Source organism: Bacteroides sp. NGMCC 1.200775 (assembly GCF_040798045.1).
GTDB classification, from domain to species: Bacteria; Bacteroidota; Bacteroidia; order Bacteroidales; family Bacteroidaceae; genus Bacteroides; species Bacteroides hominis.
Map to the genome: position 1 here is coordinate 48891 of NZ_JASCQK010000009.1, position 22153 is coordinate 71043.

Here is a 22153-nt window from a genome sequence, read left to right on the forward strand (position 1 = left end):
CGTCATCAAAAGCACCGTTCTTCCGCCCCATCCCCTCCAGTTTGCAGTTCCAGAAGGAAAGGGCTGTTAGCAAAAACTATATTATCATTACTTTTTGCACACAAAACAGGCTGAGATATATCAAAATCACAATTTCATTTAATCAGCGCAGACAATGGTTCTCTTCTCCGTCATTTCCAACTGTCACTGCCGGGAAGCTCCAAAATGTTATTACATTATCTTCACTCTTTCCGCAATAATAAAAGAGATACAAGAAATACGAAGAATAAAAAAAACAGCTAAAACCATTTGCTTTCTTCAAAAAGAATCTGTATATTTGAGTAATAAGAAGCTCAGATATGGCAAACCCAAAACTACCGGGAATACCCGAAGCTGAACAAGCTCTGTTGTATGCCAAACTGAATGAATACAACCGGGGCCGCATGTCCTACAAAGAGGCAGGAGCCTACTTTGTGGTTCTGCCGAGACCGGGACATCCCACCTATTCGGTTTGGGTTTACTCTCCCTCACTTGAAAAGAACAGACTTCTGTTTATCCACGAGCTTTCCGCCGACATCAACGAATCATTACGGATGGCAAGTACGCTGTTTTTCTTCTCCAGACGCTGTCTGCTGATCGTGGAATACAATGAAAAAAGAATGCAAAACAATGGAGACGACATTATATCGTTCGGCAGATATCACGGACATTATTTACACGAAATCCTGAAAATCGATCCGGCTTACCTGAGTTGGATAGCCTACAAATACACTCCCAGAATCCCGAAACAGGAGCGTTTTGTTGCAATCGCACAAGTATACCACTCGGTGCATCTGGACATCATGCAACGAAAAGCACGCCAAAAGCGCGAAACCAGCCGCTTTCTGGGTAACGAAGGGGAAAAATTAGAGAGTCTGAATCTCAAAGTAGTGAAGGTACGGCTTGAAGATGATCCATATAAAACAAGAGTCTTGGGAAGCGCCGTTCAGTTCTTTGTACGGCAGATAGTGACACTGACCGACCCATCGGGAAATCTGGTGATAATGAAAATTTCCTCAAAGACACCCAGTCCTGTATCTTGTCAGCTCCCGGCCCTGGAACATGAGTTCCGTCCGGGTGAAATAGTTCACATCGCCTCGGCGAGGGTAGCGCGCACTTACGAAAGTTATGGCTCAAAGTATACACGTTTGAGCCATGTGAAGTTTCGTCAGGTAAGTTAACGCTTTGTCCAGTCGTCTTTTACATAACTGGACGGATAGGAAGTAGAATCTACTGTCCCGCCTTTCTGACGAATCCAGGTATCAAACGTACGACTACCTTCGTTCAACACAATAATGCGCGCACCATTAGGCAAATGATTGTACTCTGTATTACCACCGGTAAAACGACCGTAGACCAAAAGGATGTTCTTCCACATCACAGCATAATCGTTATCGTGATCATGTCCTACGAAAACACCCATCACATCACCCGCCTCTTTCATGGCAGCAAACATACCGGTATTCAATTTCGGTGCGCAGGCTTTCTCCATACGGGTACCACGAAGAATGGCATTTTCATTGGCAGCAGCTTCATTATACTCCGGAAGGGGAATATGGAAAAAGGCCAGTGCCGGATAAGGTTTACCACCGTTCTGCGCTGTATAAGCGGCGCTTTGATCACGATACCACGAGATCTGACCGAAAGTCAGCCATGCATATCCGTCTACATCCTTGAGTGAAGAGTAAGAATGTGAGTCCATACAATAGAGCAATGCGGCATCCTTTACGGCATCGGCAGAGGATTTCACTGTCAGTACATAGTCGGGCGAAGGAGAAGCGCCACGATCGGGCAACAAATTGCCGGGTACACCACGAATCAGGTCATAGAGTTCGGCACGGGTCTTTCCCTGTTCATTATCATGGTTGCCAAAAGTAACAACGAATGGAAGCTTACGGCGTTCCACTTGTTCAAGTACCTGGAGCATACCTTTATAGGCAGGAGAAGAATAAACAACATCACCGGTGAAAATTACGAGATCGGGATGTTCGGCATCCAACACTTCCCCTATACGCTCAAGGGCTATATCTGAAGCCGGGTTGCCATACTTAAAATGTACATCGGTAAACTGGACGATTTTAAATTTACCGTCTTTATTGAATCGTAAGACGGAACTTTGGGCAACACCATCATTTATTGCCATGAAAGAAAACAAAACAGCCAATAAGGTCCCAAGAATCTTTTTCATACTATATTACGTTTAGGAGTTGAATTTAATCACACGCGATTGATCAGCACGGTTGCATAAGCGGAGATGCCTTCTTCCCGCCCGGTAAAACCGAGCTTCTCGGTAGTAGTGGCTTTAATCGAGATATCATCCGCATCAATGCCCATCACTTCGGCAAGCACCTGCTGCATAGAAGGGATATGGGCTTTTAGCTTAGGACGCTCCGCACAGATCGTTGCGTCGATATTACCTATTTGGTACCCCTTGGTGGCGATCAGTTCCACTGTTTTCTTCAATAAAATCTTGCTGTCTATATTCTTATACTCACCGGCATTGTCGGGGAAGTGATAGCCGATATCGCGCATATTGGCAGCACCCAGCAAGGCATCGCAAATAGCATGTACCAGTACATCGGCATCCGAGTGTCCTAACAACCCTTTTTCATGTTCCAAAAGAATGCCCCCCAACCAAAGTTCACGCCCTTCTACCAACTGGTGGACGTCGAAACCAAAACCTACTTTTATTTTCATAAGAGTTATTTTTATAGATGAATAAAGGAATTCCCGGATTTACCGGATATAGAAATCGAGCAACTTCTCTGCTTCAAGATACCCCTCCAAGTGCTGGCCGATACTGACCGGACCCACTCCCATAGGAGTCCCGGTAAAGAGCAAATCGCCGATTTTCAGGGTCACAAAACGACTGACATAAGCAATAATATCATCTATCTTAAACAGCATATCAGCCGTATCCCCTTGCTGCACGGTGTTTCCGTCTATATCCAGATGAAAACGGAGATTCTGCACATCGGCAAAGCGTTCTACCGGTACAAATGTACCAATCGCAGCGGAACTATCAAAACCTTTGCACAACTCCCAAGGATTGCCGGCTGCACGGAACTGACGCTGCAAATCCCTCGCAGTGAAGTCGATACCGACCGTTAGTGCATCGTAGTAACGATGAGCGAAGCGCGGAGCAATATTCTTCCCCAAGCGGTTGATACGTACCACCAGCTCGGTTTCATAATGCACTTCATTTGAGAAATCGGGAATAAAGAAAGGCTTCCCGTCTTTGAGGATAGCCGAATCGGGTTTCATGAAGATTACCGGCTCTTTATTCTCCAACGTATGTCCCAGCTCTTCGTTGTGCCGGGCATAATTCATTCCAACAGCTATAATCTTCATGATCTATTCTGTTTCATTAAAGTTCAAACGGTTAAACATGACAGCAAGATGGGCATAAAGTGACGTATTCTGCACCACAATATCTTCCGGGACGCGAATACGGAAGGGAGTAAAATTCCAGACGGCTTTAATACCACCGGCTACCATCGTGTCCGTAATGCATTGGGCAATCTCGATGGGCACAGTCAGCACACCGATGTGTACACCATACTCTTTCATCTTCTCCAGAAAATCATCGGAATGGAAAATCGGAATGCCATTAAGCGTAGTACCTACCAATGTCGGGTTCACATCAAAAGCTGCCACAATCTCCAGACCGAAATGGCTAAGACCGGAGTCACGTAGCAACGCTCCTCCCAGACTACCCACACCGAAAAGGAAAGCCTTGTGCATATTCGTAAAGCCAAGAAAATCTTCCAGAACAGCAATCAGCGCATCTACCTCATAACCCACACGAGTACGGCCGGAAATATTAACATACGACAAATCTTTCGCAATCTGTGAAGCATCGATGTTTATTTCTTTAGATATCTGAGTGGAAGAGACATAGCGTTCGCCTTTCTGCTTCAGCAACTTTACATTCGAAAGATACCAAGGCAACCTACGTAAAGTAGGCTCCGGAACCTTTGTACTGTCTTTATGCTGTATCTGATTATTCATAGTCACTTCATTCTGCTTTTACATTAGCGATTGACAAAATTACACTATTTTTTCCGAAATGCCATAAGGATGTCATAGAAGCTTAACATAATTTCTACATACAAAAACGCCCGGGGACACTTAAGAGTTTGCAAGGTTCGGAACAATATATTATTTTTGAGCTTAATTAATAGACTGGAAAAATGAAGAACAGCGATTGGAAAGACCGGCTGAACGTGGTTTACTCCACTAACCCGGATTATAATTACGAAATGGATGATGACGAAGAGCAAGTAACCTTGGAACCGCCACAACAGAACTTACGGGTACAGTTGGACCGGAAGAACCGGGGCGGTAAAGTCGTGACCCTGATTACCGGCTTTGTCGGCACCGAGAACGATCTGAAAGATTTGGGAAAACTCCTCAAGACGAAATGCGGAGTAGGCGGATCGGCCAAAGACGGAGAGATGATCATACAGGGAGACTTCAAACAAAAAATAGTAGAACTGCTGAAGAAAGAAGGGTATACGAAAACAAAAGCAGTAGGAGGATAAATCCATTCACTTTATGTACAAAAGCACTGTCCCGGATTCTGTATAAACAGAGAACCGCAACATTATGGACAGCTACAAAAAAACGGCCGCTACAGAGTTTCTGTGCGGCCGTTTCTATATACTTGATTCCTTGAGATTATTCAGCTCTCAAAGTGAAACGTTTGAAGTCAACGACTTTCAATTCAGGATCAGCTTCTTTCAACACTTCTCTTACTGTCTTCTTGGCATCCATGATATCTTCCTGGTTCAGCAAGCAAACTTCCTTTAAGAACTTGCCCAAACGTCCTTTAGCAATGTTCTGAATCATTTGTTCAGGCATATTTGCAGCCTTTTCAGCAGAAACAGTAGCAATGATTTCTTTTGCCTTCGCAACATCTTCGGCTGTAATCCAGCCTTTAGCCATATTGCTTTCCATGTGGTCTTCGCTGTCCACATGAGTCGGATTGATATTAGCTTTCTTCAAAGCAGCTTCTACAGCCTTCTGTACCTGTTCAACTTTTGTCTTCTCAATGGCAACTTCGATTTCCTTCTGCTTCACTTCTTCAGAAACACCATCCTCGTCAACTGCAATCGGATTCATAGCGGCAACCTGCATAGCCACTTGCTTAGCCAGCTGTTCGTCAACATTCTTATTGAAAGCAACCATAGTGCAAAGGCCGTTTCTGTTCATATGGTTGTAAGCAGAAATTGTAGCACCTTCCAAAACCATGTAGCCATCCAGTTCCATCTTTTCACCGGTAATACCGCTTCTGTCTGTTACAGCCTGAGCAACAGTAGCGTCACCCATCGGAAGAGCCAAAACTTCTTCCAGAGTTTTGCACTTGTTAGCTACAGCAGCGTCCAGAATATCCTGAGTAAGTTTCACGAAATCAGCATTCTGAGCAACGAAGTCGGTTTCGCACTTCAAAGCGATGATAGCACCAAAGCCATTTTCAACTTTTACCAGAACACAACCTTCAGAAGCTTCACGGTCAGAACGTTTTGCAGCAACTGCCTGTCCTTTTTCGCGAATAATCTTCATTGCTTTGTCGAAATCGCCCTCAGCTTCAGTCAACGCGTTCTTGCAGTCCATCATACCAGCACCGGTCATTTTACGGAGCTTGGTTATATCAGCCATTGTTACAGCCATAATATCTTTTATATTTTAAAATGAATAATCGTTTGAATAAACAAAATGTGCCAATCTGCCAATCAAAATGCCAACACCCTTACAGGTGCACCGGCACATTAGCAAATTGGCACATTATTATATTAAGCCTCTTCGTCTTCCTTCAGGAAAGCAGCAGCTTTAGCTGCATTAATTGCTTCTTCGTCAGATTTATCGAGTCTTGCCTTAGCTGATTTCTTCTTGCCTTTGTTAGCAGGAGCTTCACCGGCAGCTTCCATATCGATCTTCTCAGCTTTTCTTTCTTCCAGACCTTCGATCATTGCAGCGCAGCAAGCATCGAGAATAACTTCTACTGATTTAGTAGCGTCATCATTTGCCGGAATAACGAAGTCGATGTTTGTAGGATCTGAGTTAGTATCAACGATACCAAATACAGGGATACCCAAACGGTTAGCTTCGCGAACAGCGATATTTTCTTTCATTACGTCGATAACGAACAGCGCAGACGGCAGACGAGTCAGATCAGCGATAGAACCCAAAGTCTTGTCCAACTTAGCACGCTGACGAGAAATCTGAAGAACTTCTCTCTTAGACAAGTTTGAGTAAGTACCATCAGCTGTCAGCTTGTCGATTGTAGTCATCTTCTTCACTGCCTTACGGATAGTAGGGAAGTTAGTCAACATACCACCCGGCCAACGTTCGATAACATAAGGCATGTTTACAGATGCAGCTTTTTCAGCAACCACCTGTTTAGCTTGTTTTTTAGTAGCAACAAAAAGGACTTTCTTGCCTGATTTTGCAATCTGTTTCAAAGCTTCTGCAGCTTCGTCAACTTTTGCAACAGTTTTGTGGAGGTCAATGATATGGATACCATTGCGTTCCATGAAAATATAAGGAGCCATTGCAGGGTTCCACTTTCTTTTAAGGTGTCCGAAGTGGCAACCGGCTTCCAGTAATGTATCAAAATTTGTTCTTGACATCTTGTTTTTTCTTTAAATCGTTTACTTTCTTTTTTGTTTTTTCTAAACCAACCGCCGGGTAGCCTGTTTAAGAGTCCCGGTAGTTTAGATACTAAACATATTCCGTCAGACAGCCCATTAACGCTTGCTGAACTGGAATCTTCTACGAGCTTTCGGCTGACCCGGTTTCTTACGTTCAACAGAACGCGGATCACGTGTCATGAAGCCTTCCGAACGAAGAGCTGACTTATCTTCAGCGTTGATCTTAACCAGTGCACGGGCAATAGCTAAACGCAAAGCCTGAGACTGACCAGTGAAACCACCACCACACAGATTAACCTTAATGTCATACTTCTCAGCAACACCAAGTTTGTTCAATGGTTGTTTAACAACATACTGAAGAATAGTTGATGGAAAGTACTCTGCAAGGTCTCTCTTGTTAATAGTAATCTTTCCTGTACCTTCGCTTACGAATACGCGTGCAATCGCACGTTTACGTCTGCCTAATGCATTTACTACTTCCATTATATCTTATTTAAGTGAGTTTATATCAATTGCTTTCGGGTTCTGAGCGTCGTGCTTGTGTTCGCTACCAGCGTATACATACATATTGCTCAGCAACTTAGCTCCCAATCTGTTTTTAGGAAGCATGCCCTTCACTACTTTTCTCAGTAATCTGTCTTCACCGTTAGGTTTGGCAATCAAACGAGCAGGAGTCATTTCTCTCTGACCACCGGGATAGCCGGTGTAAGACAAATAAACTCTGTCATTCCATTTATTACCACTTAATTTTACTTTGTCTGCATTGATGATAATAACGTTATCACCGCAGTCTACATGAGGAGTAAAGTTTGGTTTATACTTTCCTCTCAACAGTTTCGCAACTTTTGCTCCCAGACGACCTAATGTTTGGTCTGTAGCATCAACGATAACCCATTCTTTGGTTACAGTTGCCTTGTTTGCAGAAATGGTCTTGTAACTTAAAGTATCCACTCTTAATTTGTTTTTTAAATGTTACTACTAAAAATTTTCTTCACCACTTATCAACCTTCCCCGGACAAAGGAAGATTAACTTGCTATGAATTAATCTCTTATCCTTTTGAGATAATAATCGGCTTGCAAAAGTACGGCTTTTCTTTGAATTGGCAAACTATTTCTGCCTTTTTTTGGATTTATCCGATTGATAACGAGCACCAAGCTATCGACTATGAACAGCAGCCGGCAGACAAAAAAAGAGACTGCAAGTAACAATTCACCACTCAATCAACGCCACAAGGCATAATCGGCAGCTTGCTACCTGCAGTCCGTAAATCCGTTGTTATAATCTGAATTATCTTACAATATCATCCGGGAATTTATCAGGCATCTCAATGCGTTTCCAGGTTTCATTATACCAGCAGTTCAATTCATTGCCATTCAGGTCCTTCTCTATAAAGTATTTAAGATGCAAGATTTTATCATCGATAAGTTCAAAAGTAAGAACGTTATCCTGATTATCGAGCATCGGCAAATGAATATTCTTTTCAATACTTTCAGCATAAGTATGGTCTGACAACTGTTCATAGTTGCCATAGCCGGTTATAATAGCATCCGATCCCGGACGAATCGTAAAGTTCACAATTCTTCCATCATCACTCAGCACTTTGAAAGTGTTACTCGGTTTAAGCACTCCCGGAGCATCCGGACTCTCTGAAACATAATGGCACAATTGCCAGATTCCTTTCAGATTAGCAGGTTTAAAGTTACCCTTTTGTGCCATCACATTCGTTACCGCAAACAGCATTGCCGCCAGCATGGTAAAAAAATAAAGTTTTTTCATATCTGTACGATTTTAGTTAACACTTTAATTCGTCTGTCTGTCACAAATATAAAGATTTCTTTTATAAAATAAGCAATCTTAAGACATAAAAAAACTCGCATAATCAAAAGAATATGCGAGTTTCTTATCATTTGTATGAATATTCAGGTATGATTCATCAAAAATCGGCATTACGCGGAGTACGCGGGAATGGAATTACATCACGGATATTAGACATCCCGGTTACAAAGAGCAATAAGCGCTCAAATCCCAGTCCGAATCCGGAGTGCGGACAAGTACCGAACTTACGGGTATCCAGATACCACCACATATCCTTCATCGGAATATGCATCTCTTCGATACGTGTCATCAACTTATTGTAATCCGACTCACGCTCCGAACCACCGATAATCTCCCCGATCTTCGGGAAAAGCACATCCATGGCGCGTACAGTTTTGCCGTCTTCATTCTGTTTCATATAGAATGCCTTTATTTCCTTTGGATAGTCGGTCAAGATCACCGGACGTTTAAAGTGGTCTTCCACCAGATAACGTTCATGTTCAGAAGCCAGGTCAACTCCCCAATAAACCGGGAACTCAAACTTATGCCCTTTGGCAACAGCTTCTTCCAGGATCTTGATACCTTCCGTATATGGCAAACGCACAAAGTCTTCTTTCAGTACACCTTCCAGACGTTCTATCAACCCCTTATCGAACATATCGTTCAGGAACTTCACATCGTCGGCACAGTTATCCAAAGCCCACTTCACACAATATTTAATGAACTCTTCAGCTAAATCCATATTCTCCTGAATTTCATTGAAAGCCACTTCCGGTTCGATCATCCAGAACTCGGCCAAATGGCGCGGAGTGTTAGAATTTTCTGCACGGAAAGTAGGACCGAACGTATAGATAGCTCCGAGAGCAGTGGCAGCCAATTCGCCTTCAAGCTGACCGGAAACAGTCAAGCTGGCCTGTTTGCCAAAGAAGTCGTCATCGTATATGATAGAGCCGTTTTCATCTTTTTTCAGGTCATACAAGTTCATGGTAGTCACTTGGAACATCTGTCCTGCACCTTCACAGTCAGATCCCGTAATGATGGGGGTATGAAAATAGAAGAATCCCTTTTCATGAAAGAATTTATGGATGGCAATAGCCATATTATGACGAATACGGAATACTGCTCCAAAAGTATTGGTACGTGGACGCAAATGAGCAATCTCACGCAAGAACTCCATTGAGTGACCTTTCTTCTGTAGCGGATATGTATTGTCACAAGCACCCAGCACTTCAATCTCACGAGCTTGCACTTCAGCCTTCTGACCGGAACCTACCGACTCCGTCAATACACCGTTCACGCTCAGACAAGCGCCGGTAGTGATTTGCTTCAGCATCTCTTCATTAAAGTTTGCCAGATCGACTACGACCTGCACATTATTTATTGTAGAACCGTCATTCAGTGCGATAAAGTTAACTTGTTTGCTACCTCTGCGGGTGCGAACCCATCCTTTCACATTGACCATAGCGCCAAAATCTTCACGCTTTATCAGGTCGACAATTTTTGTTCTACTAATCTTTTCCATAAAACTATTTTATATACATTATTATATATAGTAGTCAGAAGCCAGTAGCTGGAGAACAACAAACACCAGACTATCGGCTTCCGACTACCATCTTTTAAATTCCTTTATTATTCAAAAGATCCCATCCGGAGGAAGTTTACTTCCTGTTCCGTAAGGTAACGCCACTCACCGCGACGCAATCCTTTCTTAGTCAGTCCGGCAAAGAATACACGGTCGAGTTTCACCACCTTGTAGCCTAATGATTCAAATATACGGCGTACAATACGGTTCTTTCCCGAGTGGATCTCGATACCCACCTGATCGCGTTTCACTTCATCGGAATAGCTGATAGCATCTGCATGAATCTCGCCGTCTTCCAACTGGATACCGGCTGCAATCTGATCCATATCCGCCTTTGTCAGGTTCTTGTCCAGATATACATGATAAATCTTCTTCTTCAGGTATTTCGGATGTGTCAACTTCGATGCCAAATCACCGTCATTGGTCAGCAGCAATACACCTGTTGTGTTACGGTCCAGACGTCCTACCGGGTAAATACGTTCAGCACAAGCTCCTTTCACCAGATCCATAACAGTCAGACGAGCCTGAGGATCATCCGAAGTAGTCACACAATCTTTCGGTTTATTCAGCAACACGTACACTTTGCGTTCAATACTGACTGTTTCGTCATGGAACTTCACCACATCGGCACGCTTGATCTTTGTACCCAATTCTGTAACGACTTCGCCATTAACAGAAACCACACCTGCTGTGATAAACTCATCTGCTTCACGACGAGAGCAAACTCCCGCATTGGCCAGAAACTTATTCAGACGAATCGGCTCATTCGGATCAACAAACTGTTCTTTGTATTCAATCTGTTTCTTCTTACTGTATTTAGCATTCGGATCGTAATCTCCCGTACGGCGCACCGGACGTGAGAACCCTTGCGATCTGTTATCGTTATTGAATCTCGGACGATAAGGACGGTCGCCACCTTCACGATTGTATGAAGGACGTTGCGGACGGTCTCCATAAGAACGCTGCGGACGGTCGCCACCTTCGCTGTTAAAGCGCGGACGGTAAGGACGGTCGCCACCTTCACGGTTGTATGAAGGACGTTGCGGACGGTCGCCATAAGAACGCTGCGGACGGTCACCACCTTCGCTGTTAAAGCGCGGGCGGTAAGGACGGTCGCCACCTTCACGGTTGTATGAAGGACGTTGAGGACGGTCGCCATAAGAACGCTGCGGACGATCACCACCTTCGCTGTTAAAGCGCGGGCGGTAAGGACGGTCGCCACCTTCACGGTTGTATGAAGGACGTTGAGGGCGGTCGCCATAAGAACGCTGCGGACGATCTTCACTATTACTATTAAATCTCGGACGATAAGGACGGTCGCCACCTTCACGATTGTATGAAGGACGATTGTATCCACCTTCTCTGTTATAACTTCTGTTACCATCACGGCCGGCGTCTGTATTCTCGCTCTTGGAGTCTTCGCGCCATTCTTCGTTTTCTGTGCTCATTTTCTTATTCAAATAAAAATTAAACTTTTGGCCTCACGGCCTGATTTCAAACACTTATATTATATATAACAATAATCACCCTTAAATTCCCGTATACGAATGGGGAGTGATTACTCTTAATTCTTTTTTTATTTCTTCACTGACATCCAGTCCTTCGATAAACTCCTTGATCGAAGCTTCTGTAATAGCCTGATTGGTACGAGTCAATGCCTTCAGGGCTTCGTACGGATGCGGGTAAGCCTCACGACGAAGAATAGTCTGAATAGCCTCAGCCACTACACTCCAACAGTTATCGAGGTCACGGCAGATTGCGGTCTCGTTCAGCAACAGCTTGCGCAATCCCTTCAACGAACTCTGGATAGCGATCACAATATGTCCGAACGGAGTACCTACATTACGCAATACGGTAGAATCCGTCAAGTCACGCTGCAAACGTGATACGGGAAGTTTCACTGCGAGGTGTTCCAGAATAGCATTAGCCATACCCAAGTTACCCTCCGCATTTTCAAAGTCAATCGGATTCACCTTATGCGGCATTGCGCTCGATCCTACCTCTCCGGCCTTGATTTTCTGCTTGAAATATTCCATTGAGATATATTGCCAGAAGTCACGGTTCATATCAATCATTACCGTATTAATACGTTTCATGGCATCGAAGATAGCCGACAGGTTATCATAATTTGAAATCTGTGTTGTATATTCTTCGCGTTCCAATCCCAGTTTCTCTGCAACAAAGCGATTTCCGAATGCTTTCCAATCATATTCGGGATAAGCCACATGGTGTGCATTATAATTTCCGGTTGCACCACCGAACTTAGCTGTTACAGGACATGCCTTCAGAGTTGCCAACTGGCGTTCCAGCCGGTAAACAAAAACCATGACTTCTTTACCCAAGCGTGTCGGAGATGCCGGCTGACCGTGAGTTTTGGCAAGCATCGGAATAGTTTCCCATTCGGCAGCATATGTCTTCAACTGAGCAATCAGTTCCTCAATCAGCGGATAATAAACCTGCTCCAACGCCTCTTTGATAGAGAGAGGAATTGAAGTGTTGTTAATATCCTGCGAGGTCAGTCCGAAATGGATAAATTCCTTGTATTTGTCCAACCCGCCTAACTTATCAAACTCTTCTTTCAGGAAATACTCTACGGCCTTTACATCGTGATTGGTCACACTTTCAATATCTTTAATGCGCTGTGCATCGGCTTCCGTAAAATTACGATAGATATTGCGTAATGACTCGAACACACTCTTATCAATTCCTTTCAGTTGCGGCAACGGAAGTTCACACAAAGTAATAAAATACTCTACTTCTACCTGCACGCGGTATTTAATCAACGCATATTCGGAAAAATATGCCGCTAAAGCTTCAGCCTTGCCTCTATATCGGCCGTCAATCGGAGATATGGCCGTAAGTAAATCAAGTTTCATATTGTCGTTTAGATAATTATCAGGTTGCAAAATTAACTCTTTTTCCTGAGTTATAAGGCATAAGGAGTGAGAAAGTTTGTATAAAAGAGACTAAAATAACGATGAGTGATCTATGACAAACGGTGAACAGCCCGCATTATAATATTGCCGCAAGCAGTTCACCGTTCCTCATTTATCGTTGATCACTTATTATTCCGTGTCGATCACAGTCCGTCAATCATTCATCATCAATTATTCAGTTTCATCAGCACCGGTGTCTTCACCGTCTTCACCTCGGCCTGAGGAACTTCATTCAATTGTTCAAAAATAACAATCTTATTTGTTCCTTTCTTCAACCACACTCCCGGGATATAAAGGGTTTGCTGCGGTCCCACCTTCCAATAACGCCCGATGTTGACACCATTTACAAAGATGATACCTTTTCCCCAATTTTCCATATCGATAAATGTATCTCCGACGTTATCCAACGTAAAGGTCCCTTCATAAAGCACCGGACAACCTTTCAGTTTTGCGGCCTCAGCAGGCACATTCGCATGTGCATCAGCTTTCAGTTTTGCCAGGTCGGGCATTTCGCTCATCGGCAACTGATACATATCCCACTCACCTGTAATTTCCTTACCCGCTATCTTGACCGGACTAATGATACCCTTGGTATTATGCACAATTTCACTACCATAATTAATACGTCCCATATTTTCAACCAGTATCTGCAAAGTAGCATTAAACGGCACCTCAATCTCCATTGAATAAGTCTTGGTATTCCGGTTCAACACACCTACCTGCTCTCCATCCACATACACAACCGCATAGTCACGCAGTCCCGGTATCTCAAGCGTTCCACTGATAGGTTGATTAAAATGACGGGTATATAACACATATCCATACCCTTGATTCAACTGCTCAAAAGTCAAAGGAGTATCGGCCGACACCGGCTTTTGCTTTTCGGCGAATGCCAATACATCAGCAACTTTGGTCAATTTGATAGAGGGGATCTCAATAACCGGATTTGGAGCCGGAGCCTCGGGAACCGTGTATTTAACGTATTTTCTGATCACGTTACGGATTGAATCATACTTCGGAGTCACCCAACCAGCTTCACTGATAGGAGCATCATAATCATAACTGGTCAGATCCGGCTGAATATCACGTTTCTTATCATAATTAGCACCACTTGTAAAGCCGAAATTAGTTCCTCCATGCACCATATAGAAATTGAAAGATACGTCATTCTGCAGATATTTCTCGGTCTGACGTGCAATTCCGGAAGCACCCACCTGTGGAAACGGTTCCGCCCAATGCGACAACCAACCCGGATAGAACTCAGCAACCATATACGGTCCCTTACCATCATGATATTGATTAACCACCTTTTTCAAGTTCTCAATATCACTTTCGCCATTCGCTGTAGGCAAGGCACCCGGTGTAGCTCCGCCTTCAAAAAGCCAGCTGCCATCAGAGGTAAACAAGGGTACATTAAATCCTGCGTCAGCCAATTGCTGTTTAATTTTGGCATTATAAGCACGATGCTCTTCCAAAGGTATATCTTTTCGTTGGGCAACGTACGAACCAAACTCGTTCTCACACTGCACCATCACGATCGGGCCACCTTTTGTGCACTGCAAATCGCCCACTTCCTTATAAAGCCGGTCAATATATGCCTTTGTATATTTCAGAAACTCCGGATTATCTCTCCTGATTTCCATTCCTTTCACATTCTGCAGCCACCAGGGATAGCCGCCAAATTCCCACTCGGCACAAACATAAGGGCCGGGGCGTAAAATAACCATCATTCCCTCTTCACCGGCTGTTTTTATAAACTCGGCCAAATTCTTGTCACCGGTAAAATCCCACTTCCCCGGCTCCGGTTCATGAAGATTCCAGAAAACATAAGTCGCAACCGTATTCAACCCCATACCTTTCATCATCTGTAAACGATGACGCCAATATTGATGAGGGATACGGGCATAGTGCATTTCACCAGAAAGAACAGGTGTCACTTTTCCATTACGATAGAAATGTCCGTCTTTGATTTCAAACGCAGACTTTGACTGCGAGAATGCACATAATGGCATGATAGCCAATAGCAAAAGTAAATAAATAGATTTTGTTCGCATGGTAGCATTAATAGGTTTGTTGATGAAGCAAAGTAAAGAAATAAATCACTTTTTCACCAACTTTCCCGTCGTTTTCTTATAAAAAATAACTTGAATTAATACACCGCAACCAGATCAGCCATAAAAAAGAAAGTCCTCACAGAAATATTCTGCAAGGACTCTATGTTGTGGGCGTTGACGGATTCGAACCGCCGACCCTCTGCTTGTAAGGCAGATGCTCTGAACCAGCTGAGCTAAACGCCCGATGTATCTTTCTCAAAGAATATATAGCAAAATTGAATCTCTTTTCAATGTGGGCGTTGACGGATTCGAACCGCCGACCCTCTGCTTGTAAGGCAGATGCTCTGAACCAGCTGAGCTAAACGCCCATATATTCTTCTTCGAAAGTGTTCGGCTGTGGGCGTTGACGGATTCGAACCGCCGACCCTCTGCTTGTAAGGCAGATGCTCTGAACCAGCTGAGCTAAACGCCCGTACACTTTCCTTTTAAAAGCGATGCAAAGGTATCGCTTTTCTCGAAATCTACAAATTATTTACGATCTTTTTTTTCAAAAAGTTTCCAACATCATCAGTAAGTCTCTGTTTTTCAAACAATAGAATCCATTTTGTTTTACTTCGTTTGTTTTCTCAGTAACTATAGGATTCTTCTTCAAATTAGGTGGTAAATTCTTTATTTCTTTATTTTCAAGTTGATAATTGTCCTCTTTGCTTGCTTTAATAGGAAAAAACAGACACCGGCTGAATAAGATTGCTCAAGTCTCGGAAGTGAATTTACGCCGTCCGGACCGGTATCTTCATCCTTATACCTTTCTTCAATTAACATTGTTAACGCCTTTTGCAGGTTGTCAGGTTCTTATGCGTAAATAACAAGTCTTTTGCATTTAAAGAACTTGTTATTCACATCCAAAGAACAAGCTTTAACTCTGTGTTAAAACAAAGTTTTTGAGGATAGAAATCTTACTTTTTAAAGATATTGATTTTCAGATGGTTTATTCTAAGATTCGCTTCTTCATCTCACGGATGGACTCTTCGGGGGAAAGCCGGGATACTTGCTTTTTTGTCAACTATAAACGAGGGCTTACACTTCCGAAAACTGAATTAGATTTCCATGAGTAAAAGAAAACTTACCACCAAATTTTGAAGAAGAACCTAACTTAGGTTATCCGTCCGATGCCTGCCGCCGAATAACACGTGCGGGATTGCCTACCGCCACACAATCATCCGGTATATCTTTTGTAACCACGCTACCGGCTCCAATCACGCAACGGTCACCTATCGTCACCCCAGGGCAAATGACCGCTCCGCCCCCAATCCAGCAATCTTCACCAATAGTAACCGGATAAGCATATTCCTTGGGATTACGGCGTTCCAGATAGTCCATCGGATGATGTGGAGTATAGATTTGCACACACGGACCTATCAGTGTATGACTTCCGATAGTGATGAATGCTCCGTCAAGGAAGGTACAATTGGCATTAACAAATACATGTTCGCCCAGACGGATGCCGTCACCATGGTCACAATGAAAAGGCGGGCAAATAACAGAGGTAGGCGGAAGGTCGGGCACCAGCTCCTCAAGTAACTCCGTGTAAGTATCGTCATACGTACTCAGTCCCCGCATCTGTGCCAATAACTTTTTAGCATGCTCAAACCGTACCTGCAACTCGGGTGCTGACATATCAGCCAGTTCGCCACTACGCATTTTTTCTATTTCAGTCATTTGGATTATTCTGTTTTTCCGTTCGTAAATACATATTTCTTTTCATCCGAAAGCTGTTCGTTGAACTCAAATCCTTCCCAAGCAAATGTTTTCAACTGGTCAACGGATTCTATCCGGTTTTTCAGGATGTAACGAGTCATCTCTCCCCTCGACATTTTAGTGTAGACCACTACTGTAGCCAGTTTCCCGTTTTTCCAGACGTGAAACTCAGGAGTCACCACACGGCTCTCTCTCTCCACCCGTTTCCAATCAAAAAGTCCCCGCATCTCGTCACTCGCCAGATTACAAAGTATCCCACCGGCTTTTTTAATATCTTCTATAAACAAGTCGGTAAGAACCGGCTTCCAATACTCAAACATGGTTCGGGTACCGGGTTCGGGCAATCGGACATCTCCTTCGAGCCTGTAAGGTCGAATCACGTCGAGAGGACGCAGCAGCCCATAGCAAAACGAAGTCAACCTCAAATGGTCCTGAGCATATCGGAAATCTTCATCCGAAAAATCTTTGGGAGAAAGTCTTTTAAAAACAATCCCGGTATAAGCCAACAGCGCAGGCAGCTCCCGAGTCGCTTCGGAATGAAAGTCCTGATAGCGCTTATAATTCTCAACAGCAATCTTAGCATTTACCCGCAACAGGCGCTCCAACTCTCCGACAGAGAATTGAGACATTTGCAAAGCTACCTCCGCTGCCTCCTTCCGGAAGCGGGGAAATGTGGTGAGAGGCGTTTTCACTTTCGAAACGTCACTCATGGTTTTGGCGCAAGATAAAAGTATCAGCATAGGCTTCTTTCCTTATTTCAATGTTTCAAAGGAACAAAATTAATAGAAAAACGGGAGTATGCACTTTTTTTCTTACTTTTGTACTGTCACTAAAACCTGAAAAACTAACATTTTACCTAAAATGAAGATTAAACGACTCTACTTACTGGGAGCCTGGCTCCTTTTGGGCGTCAGTGCTTCGGCCCAGAACACAAGTATTCAACCACAACCACAACAGATTCTTTCGGAAACGCAGGCTCTGAGTCTGCCGGATACCTATCTGATTGTCGGAGAAACAGAAGCAAACCCGCATGCCGTCAGTGCACTGAAAGCTTTACTTGCCGGAAAAAAGACAGATAAGGACGGAATTCGCATCTATATCGGTGAAAAAGGGGATAAAGCTATCCGTAAATTCGCCCGGCAAATTCCCAATCAGAAAGAAGGATATTATTTAGCTGTCAACGACAAAGAAATCGTATTGGTCGGACAAGACGAACGGGGAACCTTCTATGCTTTGCAAACCCTATCACAACTGCTGAACAATAACCAATTGCCTGTAGTTGAAATCAAGGACTATCCTTCCATCCGCTTCCGCGGTGTAGTCGAAGGATTCTATGGAACTCCATGGAGCCACGAAGCCCGTCTCCGTCAGTTGAAATTCTACGGAGAAAATAAGATGAATACCTATATCTATGGTCCTAAAGACGACCCGTATCACAGTTCCCCCAACTGGCGCTTGCCTTATCCGGAAAAAGAGGCGCTTCAGTTACAGGAGTTGGTAAAAGTGGCCAATGAAAACGAAGTGGACTTTGTATGGGCCATTCACCCGGGACAAGATATCAAATGGAATCAGGAAGACCGTGATCTGCTGCTGGCTAAATTCGAGAAGATGTATGATCTGGGAGTACGTTCGTTCGCAGTATTCTTCGATGATATTTCGGGGGAAGGAACCAACCCAAACAAACAGGCTGAACTACTGAACTACATTGACGAGAAATTTGTAAAGGCCAAACCGGACGTTACCCCGCTGGTCATGTGCCCTACCGAATATAACAAAAGCTGGTCGAACCCGAAAGGTAATTACCTGACTACTTTGGGTGAGAAACTGAACCCTTCTATCCAGATTATGTGGACGGGCGACCGTGTGATTTCCGACATAACCAAAGATGGTATTGCCTGGATCAACAAGCGCATCAAGCGCCCGGCGTATATCTGGTGGAATTTTCCGGTATCCGATTACGTACGCGACCATTTGCTGCTCGGACCGGTTTACGGCAACGACACCCAGATTGCCGATCAGATGTCAGGCTTCGTCACCAACCCGATGGAACATGCCGAAGCATCTAAAATAGCAATTTACAGTGTAGCCAGTTATGCATGGAATCCGGAAAAATATGACAGCGAACAGACATGGAAAGATGCCATACGCACCATTTTGCCGAGTGCTGCGGAGGAACTGGAATTCTTCGCAGCACACAACTCTGACCTGGGTCCGAACGGACATAAATACCGCCGGGACGAATCGGTTGAATTACAGCCTGTAGCTAAGCTTTTTCTCGACAGCTATCTGAAAAACGGCTCGTATACCGAAGCAGACTTCAACTCCTTGAAAGCAACCTTCGGCAAGATGACAGAGTCCGGTGATATTCTGATGACCAACACCGAAAACCAACCTTTGATTGCAGAAATGATGCCTTGGCTCCGTCAATTCAAATTATTGGGTGAAACCGGACAAGAAGTATTGTCTATGGTCAAAGCTTACAAAGAAGGCGACAACTCACTTTTTATCCGGAAGTACCGCCATGTGAAAGCACTGCAACAACAGATGTTCCAAGTGGACCAGACTTATAACCAAAACCCTTACCAGCCGGGTGTAAAAACAGCAACTAAAGTGATCAAACCACTGATCGACCAAACGTTCACTACGGTGACCGAATGCTATAACAAGCAAAACGGTACACAGCTGGATGCCGCAACGGACTATATGCCTCACAAACTGACGAGTGACGTAGAGCAACTACGCAATCAGCCGTTACAGATCAAAACAAACCGTATATTGGTATCGCCTGCCAACGAAGTAATCAAATGGGGAGCGGGACGTACGTTGACCATCGAACTGGATCAAGCCTATCCGGGACAGAGCCTGGATATAGATTTCGGCAAACCGGATGTAGCCGCCTGGGGACGACTTGAAGTTTCAGCCGATGGCAAAGAATGGCAAAAAGCTGACTTCAAACAGGAAAAGAACCGGATCACGCTTAACCTGAAACAAGCTCCGGTGAAAGCTGTCCGTTTCAGCAATACCGGCAATACGGAACAAGAAGTTTATCTTCGCCGTTTTATCATTACTCTGGACAAATAAAAACTTATTCAATCTGTGTAAAAAGCCCCTTCCGGTATTTTCGCTAAAATACGGAAGGGGCGCACACAAACAAAACAAACAATAATTCATCAACAGCCTTCACAGGCTATACCGATGAATATCACTAAAGATAGCATACAAAGAGTATGCTCGTGAAAAAGCTGCCTTTTCAAGGCTACAGAGGATAAGATTAATCATTCAGCATGTCCATTTACCTTCGTACAAGAGCTTTCTCTTTCCTGTAATACACGAAATTTCATTTGCTGCTGTTCCCGCCAGTAGTAAAAACCTCCACACGAAATTTTGCATAAAACAACATATTCAGTTTTACGCTTCCGCATCAGACGCAATAGAGGTGTACATAAAAACTTATCCGGTTCGGAAACACGCACCCTGATTGTTTTTCGTCCGGAAGTAGTTCCGTCCGGACAGGGCAACCAGTCTATATCAAGTATGCCCAGAAGAGAATAACAATAAAAGGCAGAATGTTCATAGGCATACCATGCTCCTTCTTCCTGATACAGGAAAATACAATCAACATTCTGTGCTTCTATTTGCAATATCTCTTCCAGGGTCATACTACCGCAACGTTCTATTGAATAACTACTATCTTACGGGCTACAGTTTCCCCGCCGGAGGCGGAAGTCATCAGTACAGTCCCTCTCCTGTTCGCTCCGAAAGCTACGTGCAAATAAGCATGCGAACTATATTTGCTACTGAGTTCCGACACCATACCGTCTCCCGGAAATGCTCCGGGAGATGCGGCGGATGGGTGCAGAAAGAGCCAGCCGGCAGACGTCGGATTCAATACCCGGACCGTCCAGTTACGGTCGGTTGAACCAACCAAATCGAAAACAAACGAATCGGTATCTTTCTGGTCCGATATAATGGGATTCCAACTGACACGAACCGGCTGAGACAGATTATCACACGTCATAGTCAAGGTTGTAGATACGGCACTATTGGCCGGTGAGGTAAAATCTCCTGTTATTTTATACTTATTACTTCCTAAAGCTTGTGCAGACAGATTGGTCAGCCAATTACAATCGGCAGGTAGGGTCAGAACCGGCTGAACACCACGGCTGGAATATACGGTACAAATATCTACGCCCGTCGCCGATGTAGTCACACCTGTTTTTCCATATAGGCTGAATACATTATTAGACGATGCCATACGGTATTCACCGTCGGCCACAATACAGGGCAAATCCGTGTCTTCATCCGTCAACTCCACTTTCAGAGCATTCGAAGGTGCAGAAGCCACAGCAATATCCGGATTTTCATATCCCGGACCATTGACGCCCACCACCGTAACAATATAACGGTGGTTACGTACAATGTTCAGAGGAGCTCCGTTGTTACCGGTCATTACTACCTTATAATAGCCTTTTTTTCCCTTATACCGGGCTGCAATGACTACTCCCATATAGTCGGAAGCCGAACAATTGCGCTCATAAATGTATAAAGATGGTTCCGCACCATTAACCCAACCCTTACGATAATCCAGATAGGTTCCACCGGTAACCGGATTTGCGGTAACGGGAGTGTTAACTTCTCCTGTGCAATCGGTCGGAGCCAGAAAGCCATGACAGGCTCCCTGATGTACGGTAATTCCTTCGATGACAAAATCATCCAGTTCGGTATTTACACCCCCACTACCCTTCTTCACTTGTATACAGGCAGTGGAACGCAACAGTTTCACACCCTCTGCTTTCGTCACGATATTGATTCCGTTGAGAGCAAAACGTCCCCACATGACCAAAGGCATCACATGGTTTAACAATGTGCTCTCTCCTTCATTCACATGTTCGAGCGAGGCTGTCTGCAAAGAAGAGATAGCCGCATTTTCTGCCATACCCGGAGTTATATCACCAAAGTTCAAGCGATCCGAAGTGCCATCAGCACTCCGCCCGTTTGCAACCAGATGAATGATACGCCGTTCCGAAGTGGCATCCAAACGGACTGTGAAATTAATCCCCGTTCCGGTAACAACCAACCTGTCATTCTCTACTTTGACACGCTCCATAAACTTTGCGTCTTTGTCGAATATCAGCAAGTCTACGTTCTTAATATCGGTATCCGTATACGGGCCACCGGCACGAGTAAGCGTATTCACTGACTCCGGCTGCGGCAAGGTTACCGAAACAGCAACATCTATCTTCCCATAAGCGGGTTTCTGTTCCTCTTCCTCATGACTACACGAGACAAACAGAAGGGCAACCAGTATACCTATTATATATTGTATTTTCATACTA

The 22153-nt window shown here is 44.2% G+C and carries 21 protein-coding genes and 3 tRNA genes; 4 read left to right on the top strand and 20 right to left on the bottom strand.

From position 1 onward, the window contains the following. Nucleotides 1-338 precede the first annotated feature (338 nt). Entirely contained in the window at nt 339-1199 is an 861-nt protein-coding gene (locus tag QK890_RS18265) for a hypothetical protein (protein WP_367627503.1), read from the top strand. Here QK890_RS18265 and QK890_RS18270 read toward each other — a convergent pair. The 4 genes from QK890_RS18270 to QK890_RS18285 form a co-directional block, all read right to left on the bottom strand. After that, a complete protein-coding gene (locus QK890_RS18270) occupies nt 1196-2161 on the bottom strand; it encodes a metallophosphoesterase family protein (protein ID WP_367627504.1) in 966 nt (321 codons plus the stop codon). The two genes, QK890_RS18265 and QK890_RS18270, sit on opposite strands and share 4 nt — an antisense overlap. A 74-nt stretch (nt 2162-2235) precedes the next feature. Further along, nucleotides 2236-2715 (bottom strand): 2-C-methyl-D-erythritol 2,4-cyclodiphosphate synthase, encoded by a 480-nt coding sequence (ispF, locus tag QK890_RS18275; protein ID WP_005782445.1) that lies wholly within the window; start codon nt 2713-2715, stop codon nt 2236-2238. A gap of 39 nt (nt 2716-2754) precedes the next feature. Then, nucleotides 2755-3369, bottom strand: a complete 615-nt coding sequence (locus tag QK890_RS18280) for a fumarylacetoacetate hydrolase family protein (RefSeq protein ID WP_032541021.1) — start codon at nt 3367-3369, stop codon at nt 2755-2757. A 3-nt stretch (nt 3370-3372) separates the two neighbouring features. Next, on the bottom strand, nt 3373-4035 hold the full coding sequence (locus QK890_RS18285; RefSeq protein WP_005811161.1) for a redox-sensing transcriptional repressor Rex: 663 nt from the start codon (nt 4033-4035) through the stop codon (nt 3373-3375). A 176-nt stretch (nt 4036-4211) separates the two neighbouring features. Here QK890_RS18285 and QK890_RS18290 point away from each other — a divergent pair, with 176 nt between their 5' ends. After that, nucleotides 4212-4562 (top strand): translation initiation factor, encoded by a 351-nt coding sequence (locus QK890_RS18290; protein ID WP_005782442.1) that lies wholly within the window; start codon nt 4212-4214, stop codon nt 4560-4562. Nucleotides 4563-4698: 136 nt separating this feature from the next. Here QK890_RS18290 and tsf read toward each other — a convergent pair whose 3' ends face one another. The 4 genes from tsf to rplM all read right to left on the bottom strand — a co-directional run bounded on the left by tsf (nt 4699) and on the right by rplM (nt 7622). Beyond that, nucleotides 4699-5691 carry a translation elongation factor Ts gene (tsf, locus tag QK890_RS18295; protein ID WP_032531434.1) on the bottom strand — a complete coding sequence of 331 codons (993 nt, stop codon included), beginning with the start codon at nt 5689-5691 and terminating at the stop codon, nt 4699-4701. Between the two features lie 122 nt (nt 5692-5813). Further along, nucleotides 5814-6650, bottom strand: a complete 837-nt coding sequence (gene rpsB, locus QK890_RS18300) for a 30S ribosomal protein S2 (RefSeq protein ID WP_005782438.1) — start codon at nt 6648-6650, stop codon at nt 5814-5816. A 117-nt stretch (nt 6651-6767) separates the two neighbouring features. Then, entirely contained in the window at nt 6768-7154 is a 387-nt protein-coding gene (rpsI, locus tag QK890_RS18305; RefSeq protein ID WP_005782436.1) for a 30S ribosomal protein S9, read from the bottom strand. A 6-nt stretch (nt 7155-7160) separates the two neighbouring features. Further along, nucleotides 7161-7622: a 50S ribosomal protein L13 gene (rplM, locus tag QK890_RS18310; protein WP_005782434.1), complete on the bottom strand. Its 462-nt coding sequence runs from the start codon at nt 7620-7622 to the stop codon at nt 7161-7163. An 18-nt stretch (nt 7623-7640) separates the two neighbouring features. On the opposite strand from rplM, the gene QK890_RS18315 reads away from it, so the two are divergent. Then, nucleotides 7641-7877 carry a hypothetical protein gene (locus tag QK890_RS18315; RefSeq protein WP_005811169.1) on the top strand — a complete coding sequence of 79 codons (237 nt, stop codon included), beginning with the start codon at nt 7641-7643 and terminating at the stop codon, nt 7875-7877. A gap of 82 nt (nt 7878-7959) precedes the next feature. Here QK890_RS18315 and QK890_RS18320 read toward each other — a convergent pair whose 3' ends face one another. From QK890_RS18320 to yaaA, 10 genes are all read right to left on the bottom strand, one after another. After that, nucleotides 7960-8448, bottom strand: a complete 489-nt coding sequence (locus QK890_RS18320; protein ID WP_005782431.1) for a DUF4488 domain-containing protein — start codon at nt 8446-8448, stop codon at nt 7960-7962. A 157-nt stretch (nt 8449-8605) separates the two neighbouring features. After that, nucleotides 8606-10009 (bottom strand): asparagine--tRNA ligase, encoded by a 1404-nt coding sequence (asnS, locus tag QK890_RS18325; RefSeq protein ID WP_005782430.1) that lies wholly within the window; start codon nt 10007-10009, stop codon nt 8606-8608. 107 nt (nt 10010-10116) lie between these two features. Then, nucleotides 10117-11517, bottom strand: a complete 1401-nt coding sequence (locus tag QK890_RS18330; RefSeq protein ID WP_005782428.1) for a pseudouridine synthase — start codon at nt 11515-11517, stop codon at nt 10117-10119. Nucleotides 11518-11598: 81 nt separating this feature from the next. Continuing rightward, nucleotides 11599-12945, bottom strand: a complete 1347-nt coding sequence (gene purB / locus QK890_RS18335) for an adenylosuccinate lyase (protein ID WP_005821980.1) — start codon at nt 12943-12945, stop codon at nt 11599-11601. Nucleotides 12946-13172: 227 nt separating this feature from the next. Then, a complete protein-coding gene (locus QK890_RS18340) occupies nt 13173-15059 on the bottom strand; it encodes a beta-galactosidase family protein (protein ID WP_005811179.1) in 1887 nt (628 codons plus the stop codon). 168 nt (nt 15060-15227) lie between these two features. Then, nucleotides 15228-15302, bottom strand: a tRNA-Val gene (locus tag QK890_RS18345). A gap of 50 nt (nt 15303-15352) precedes the next feature. Further along, nucleotides 15353-15427 (bottom strand) — tRNA-Val (locus QK890_RS18350). A 29-nt stretch (nt 15428-15456) separates the two neighbouring features. Continuing rightward, nucleotides 15457-15531: transfer RNA gene (locus tag QK890_RS18355), tRNA-Val, on the bottom strand. A 686-nt stretch (nt 15532-16217) separates the two neighbouring features. Continuing rightward, complete coding sequence (locus QK890_RS18360; RefSeq protein ID WP_217738110.1) at nt 16218-16778, bottom strand: sugar O-acetyltransferase; 561 nt, start codon at nt 16776-16778, stop codon at nt 16218-16220. Nucleotides 16779-16783: 5 nt separating this feature from the next. Further along, entirely contained in the window at nt 16784-17557 is a 774-nt protein-coding gene (yaaA, locus tag QK890_RS18365; RefSeq protein ID WP_234191244.1) for a peroxide stress protein YaaA, read from the bottom strand. 121 nt (nt 17558-17678) lie between these two features. Here yaaA and QK890_RS18370 point away from each other — a divergent pair, with 121 nt between their 5' ends. After that, a complete protein-coding gene (locus tag QK890_RS18370; protein WP_234191249.1) occupies nt 17679-19898 on the top strand; it encodes a beta-N-acetylglucosaminidase in 2220 nt (739 codons plus the stop codon). A gap of 194 nt (nt 19899-20092) precedes the next feature. On the opposite strand, the gene QK890_RS18375 is transcribed toward QK890_RS18370, so the two are convergent. Beyond that, nucleotides 20093-20476, bottom strand: a complete 384-nt coding sequence (locus QK890_RS18375; protein WP_220576108.1) for a hypothetical protein — start codon at nt 20474-20476, stop codon at nt 20093-20095. Between the two features lie 14 nt (nt 20477-20490). Further along, entirely contained in the window at nt 20491-22149 is a 1659-nt protein-coding gene (locus QK890_RS18380) for a FimB/Mfa2 family fimbrial subunit (RefSeq protein WP_234164587.1), read from the bottom strand. Nucleotides 22150-22153: the final 4 nt, after the last annotated feature.

Excerpts from the sequence above, each read along its gene's own strand:
- QK890_RS18265 (WP_367627503.1), top strand. The coding sequence starts at position 339 with ATGGCAAACCCAAAACTACCGGGAATACCCGAAGCTGAACAAGCTCTG.
- QK890_RS18270 (WP_367627504.1), bottom strand. The coding sequence starts at position 2,161 with ATGGCAATAAATGATGGTGTTGCCCAAAGTTCCGTCTTACGATTCAAT.
- ispF (WP_005782445.1), bottom strand. The coding sequence starts at position 2,715 with ATGAAAATAAAAGTAGGTTTTGGTTTCGACGTCCACCAGTTGGTAGAA.
- QK890_RS18280 (WP_032541021.1), bottom strand. The coding sequence starts at position 3,369 with ATGAAGATTATAGCTGTTGGAATGAATTATGCCCGGCACAACGAAGAG.
- QK890_RS18290 (WP_005782442.1), top strand. The coding sequence starts at position 4,212 with ATGAAGAACAGCGATTGGAAAGACCGGCTGAACGTGGTTTACTCCACT.
- tsf (WP_032531434.1), bottom strand. The coding sequence starts at position 5,691 with ATGGCTGTAACAATGGCTGATATAACCAAGCTCCGTAAAATGACCGGT.
- rpsB (WP_005782438.1), bottom strand. The coding sequence starts at position 6,650 with ATGTCAAGAACAAATTTTGATACATTACTGGAAGCCGGTTGCCACTTC.
- rpsI (WP_005782436.1), bottom strand. The coding sequence starts at position 7,154 with ATGGAAGTAGTAAATGCATTAGGCAGACGTAAACGTGCGATTGCACGC.
- QK890_RS18315 (WP_005811169.1), top strand. The coding sequence starts at position 7,641 with ATGTTACTACTAAAAATTTTCTTCACCACTTATCAACCTTCCCCGGAC.
- QK890_RS18320 (WP_005782431.1), bottom strand. The coding sequence starts at position 8,448 with ATGAAAAAACTTTATTTTTTTACCATGCTGGCGGCAATGCTGTTTGCG.
- asnS (WP_005782430.1), bottom strand. The coding sequence starts at position 10,009 with ATGGAAAAGATTAGTAGAACAAAAATTGTCGACCTGATAAAGCGTGAA.
- QK890_RS18330 (WP_005782428.1), bottom strand. The coding sequence starts at position 11,517 with ATGAGCACAGAAAACGAAGAATGGCGCGAAGACTCCAAGAGCGAGAAT.
- purB (WP_005821980.1), bottom strand. The coding sequence starts at position 12,945 with ATGAAACTTGATTTACTTACGGCCATATCTCCGATTGACGGCCGATAT.
- QK890_RS18340 (WP_005811179.1), bottom strand. The coding sequence starts at position 15,059 with ATGCGAACAAAATCTATTTATTTACTTTTGCTATTGGCTATCATGCCA.
- QK890_RS18360 (WP_217738110.1), bottom strand. The coding sequence starts at position 16,778 with ATGACTGAAATAGAAAAAATGCGTAGTGGCGAACTGGCTGATATGTCA.
- yaaA (WP_234191244.1), bottom strand. The coding sequence starts at position 17,557 with ATGCTGATACTTTTATCTTGCGCCAAAACCATGAGTGACGTTTCGAAA.
- QK890_RS18370 (WP_234191249.1), top strand. The coding sequence starts at position 17,679 with ATGAAGATTAAACGACTCTACTTACTGGGAGCCTGGCTCCTTTTGGGC.
- QK890_RS18375 (WP_220576108.1), bottom strand. The coding sequence starts at position 20,476 with ATGACCCTGGAAGAGATATTGCAAATAGAAGCACAGAATGTTGATTGT.
- QK890_RS18380 (WP_234164587.1), bottom strand. The coding sequence starts at position 22,149 with ATGAAAATACAATATATAATAGGTATACTGGTTGCCCTTCTGTTTGTC.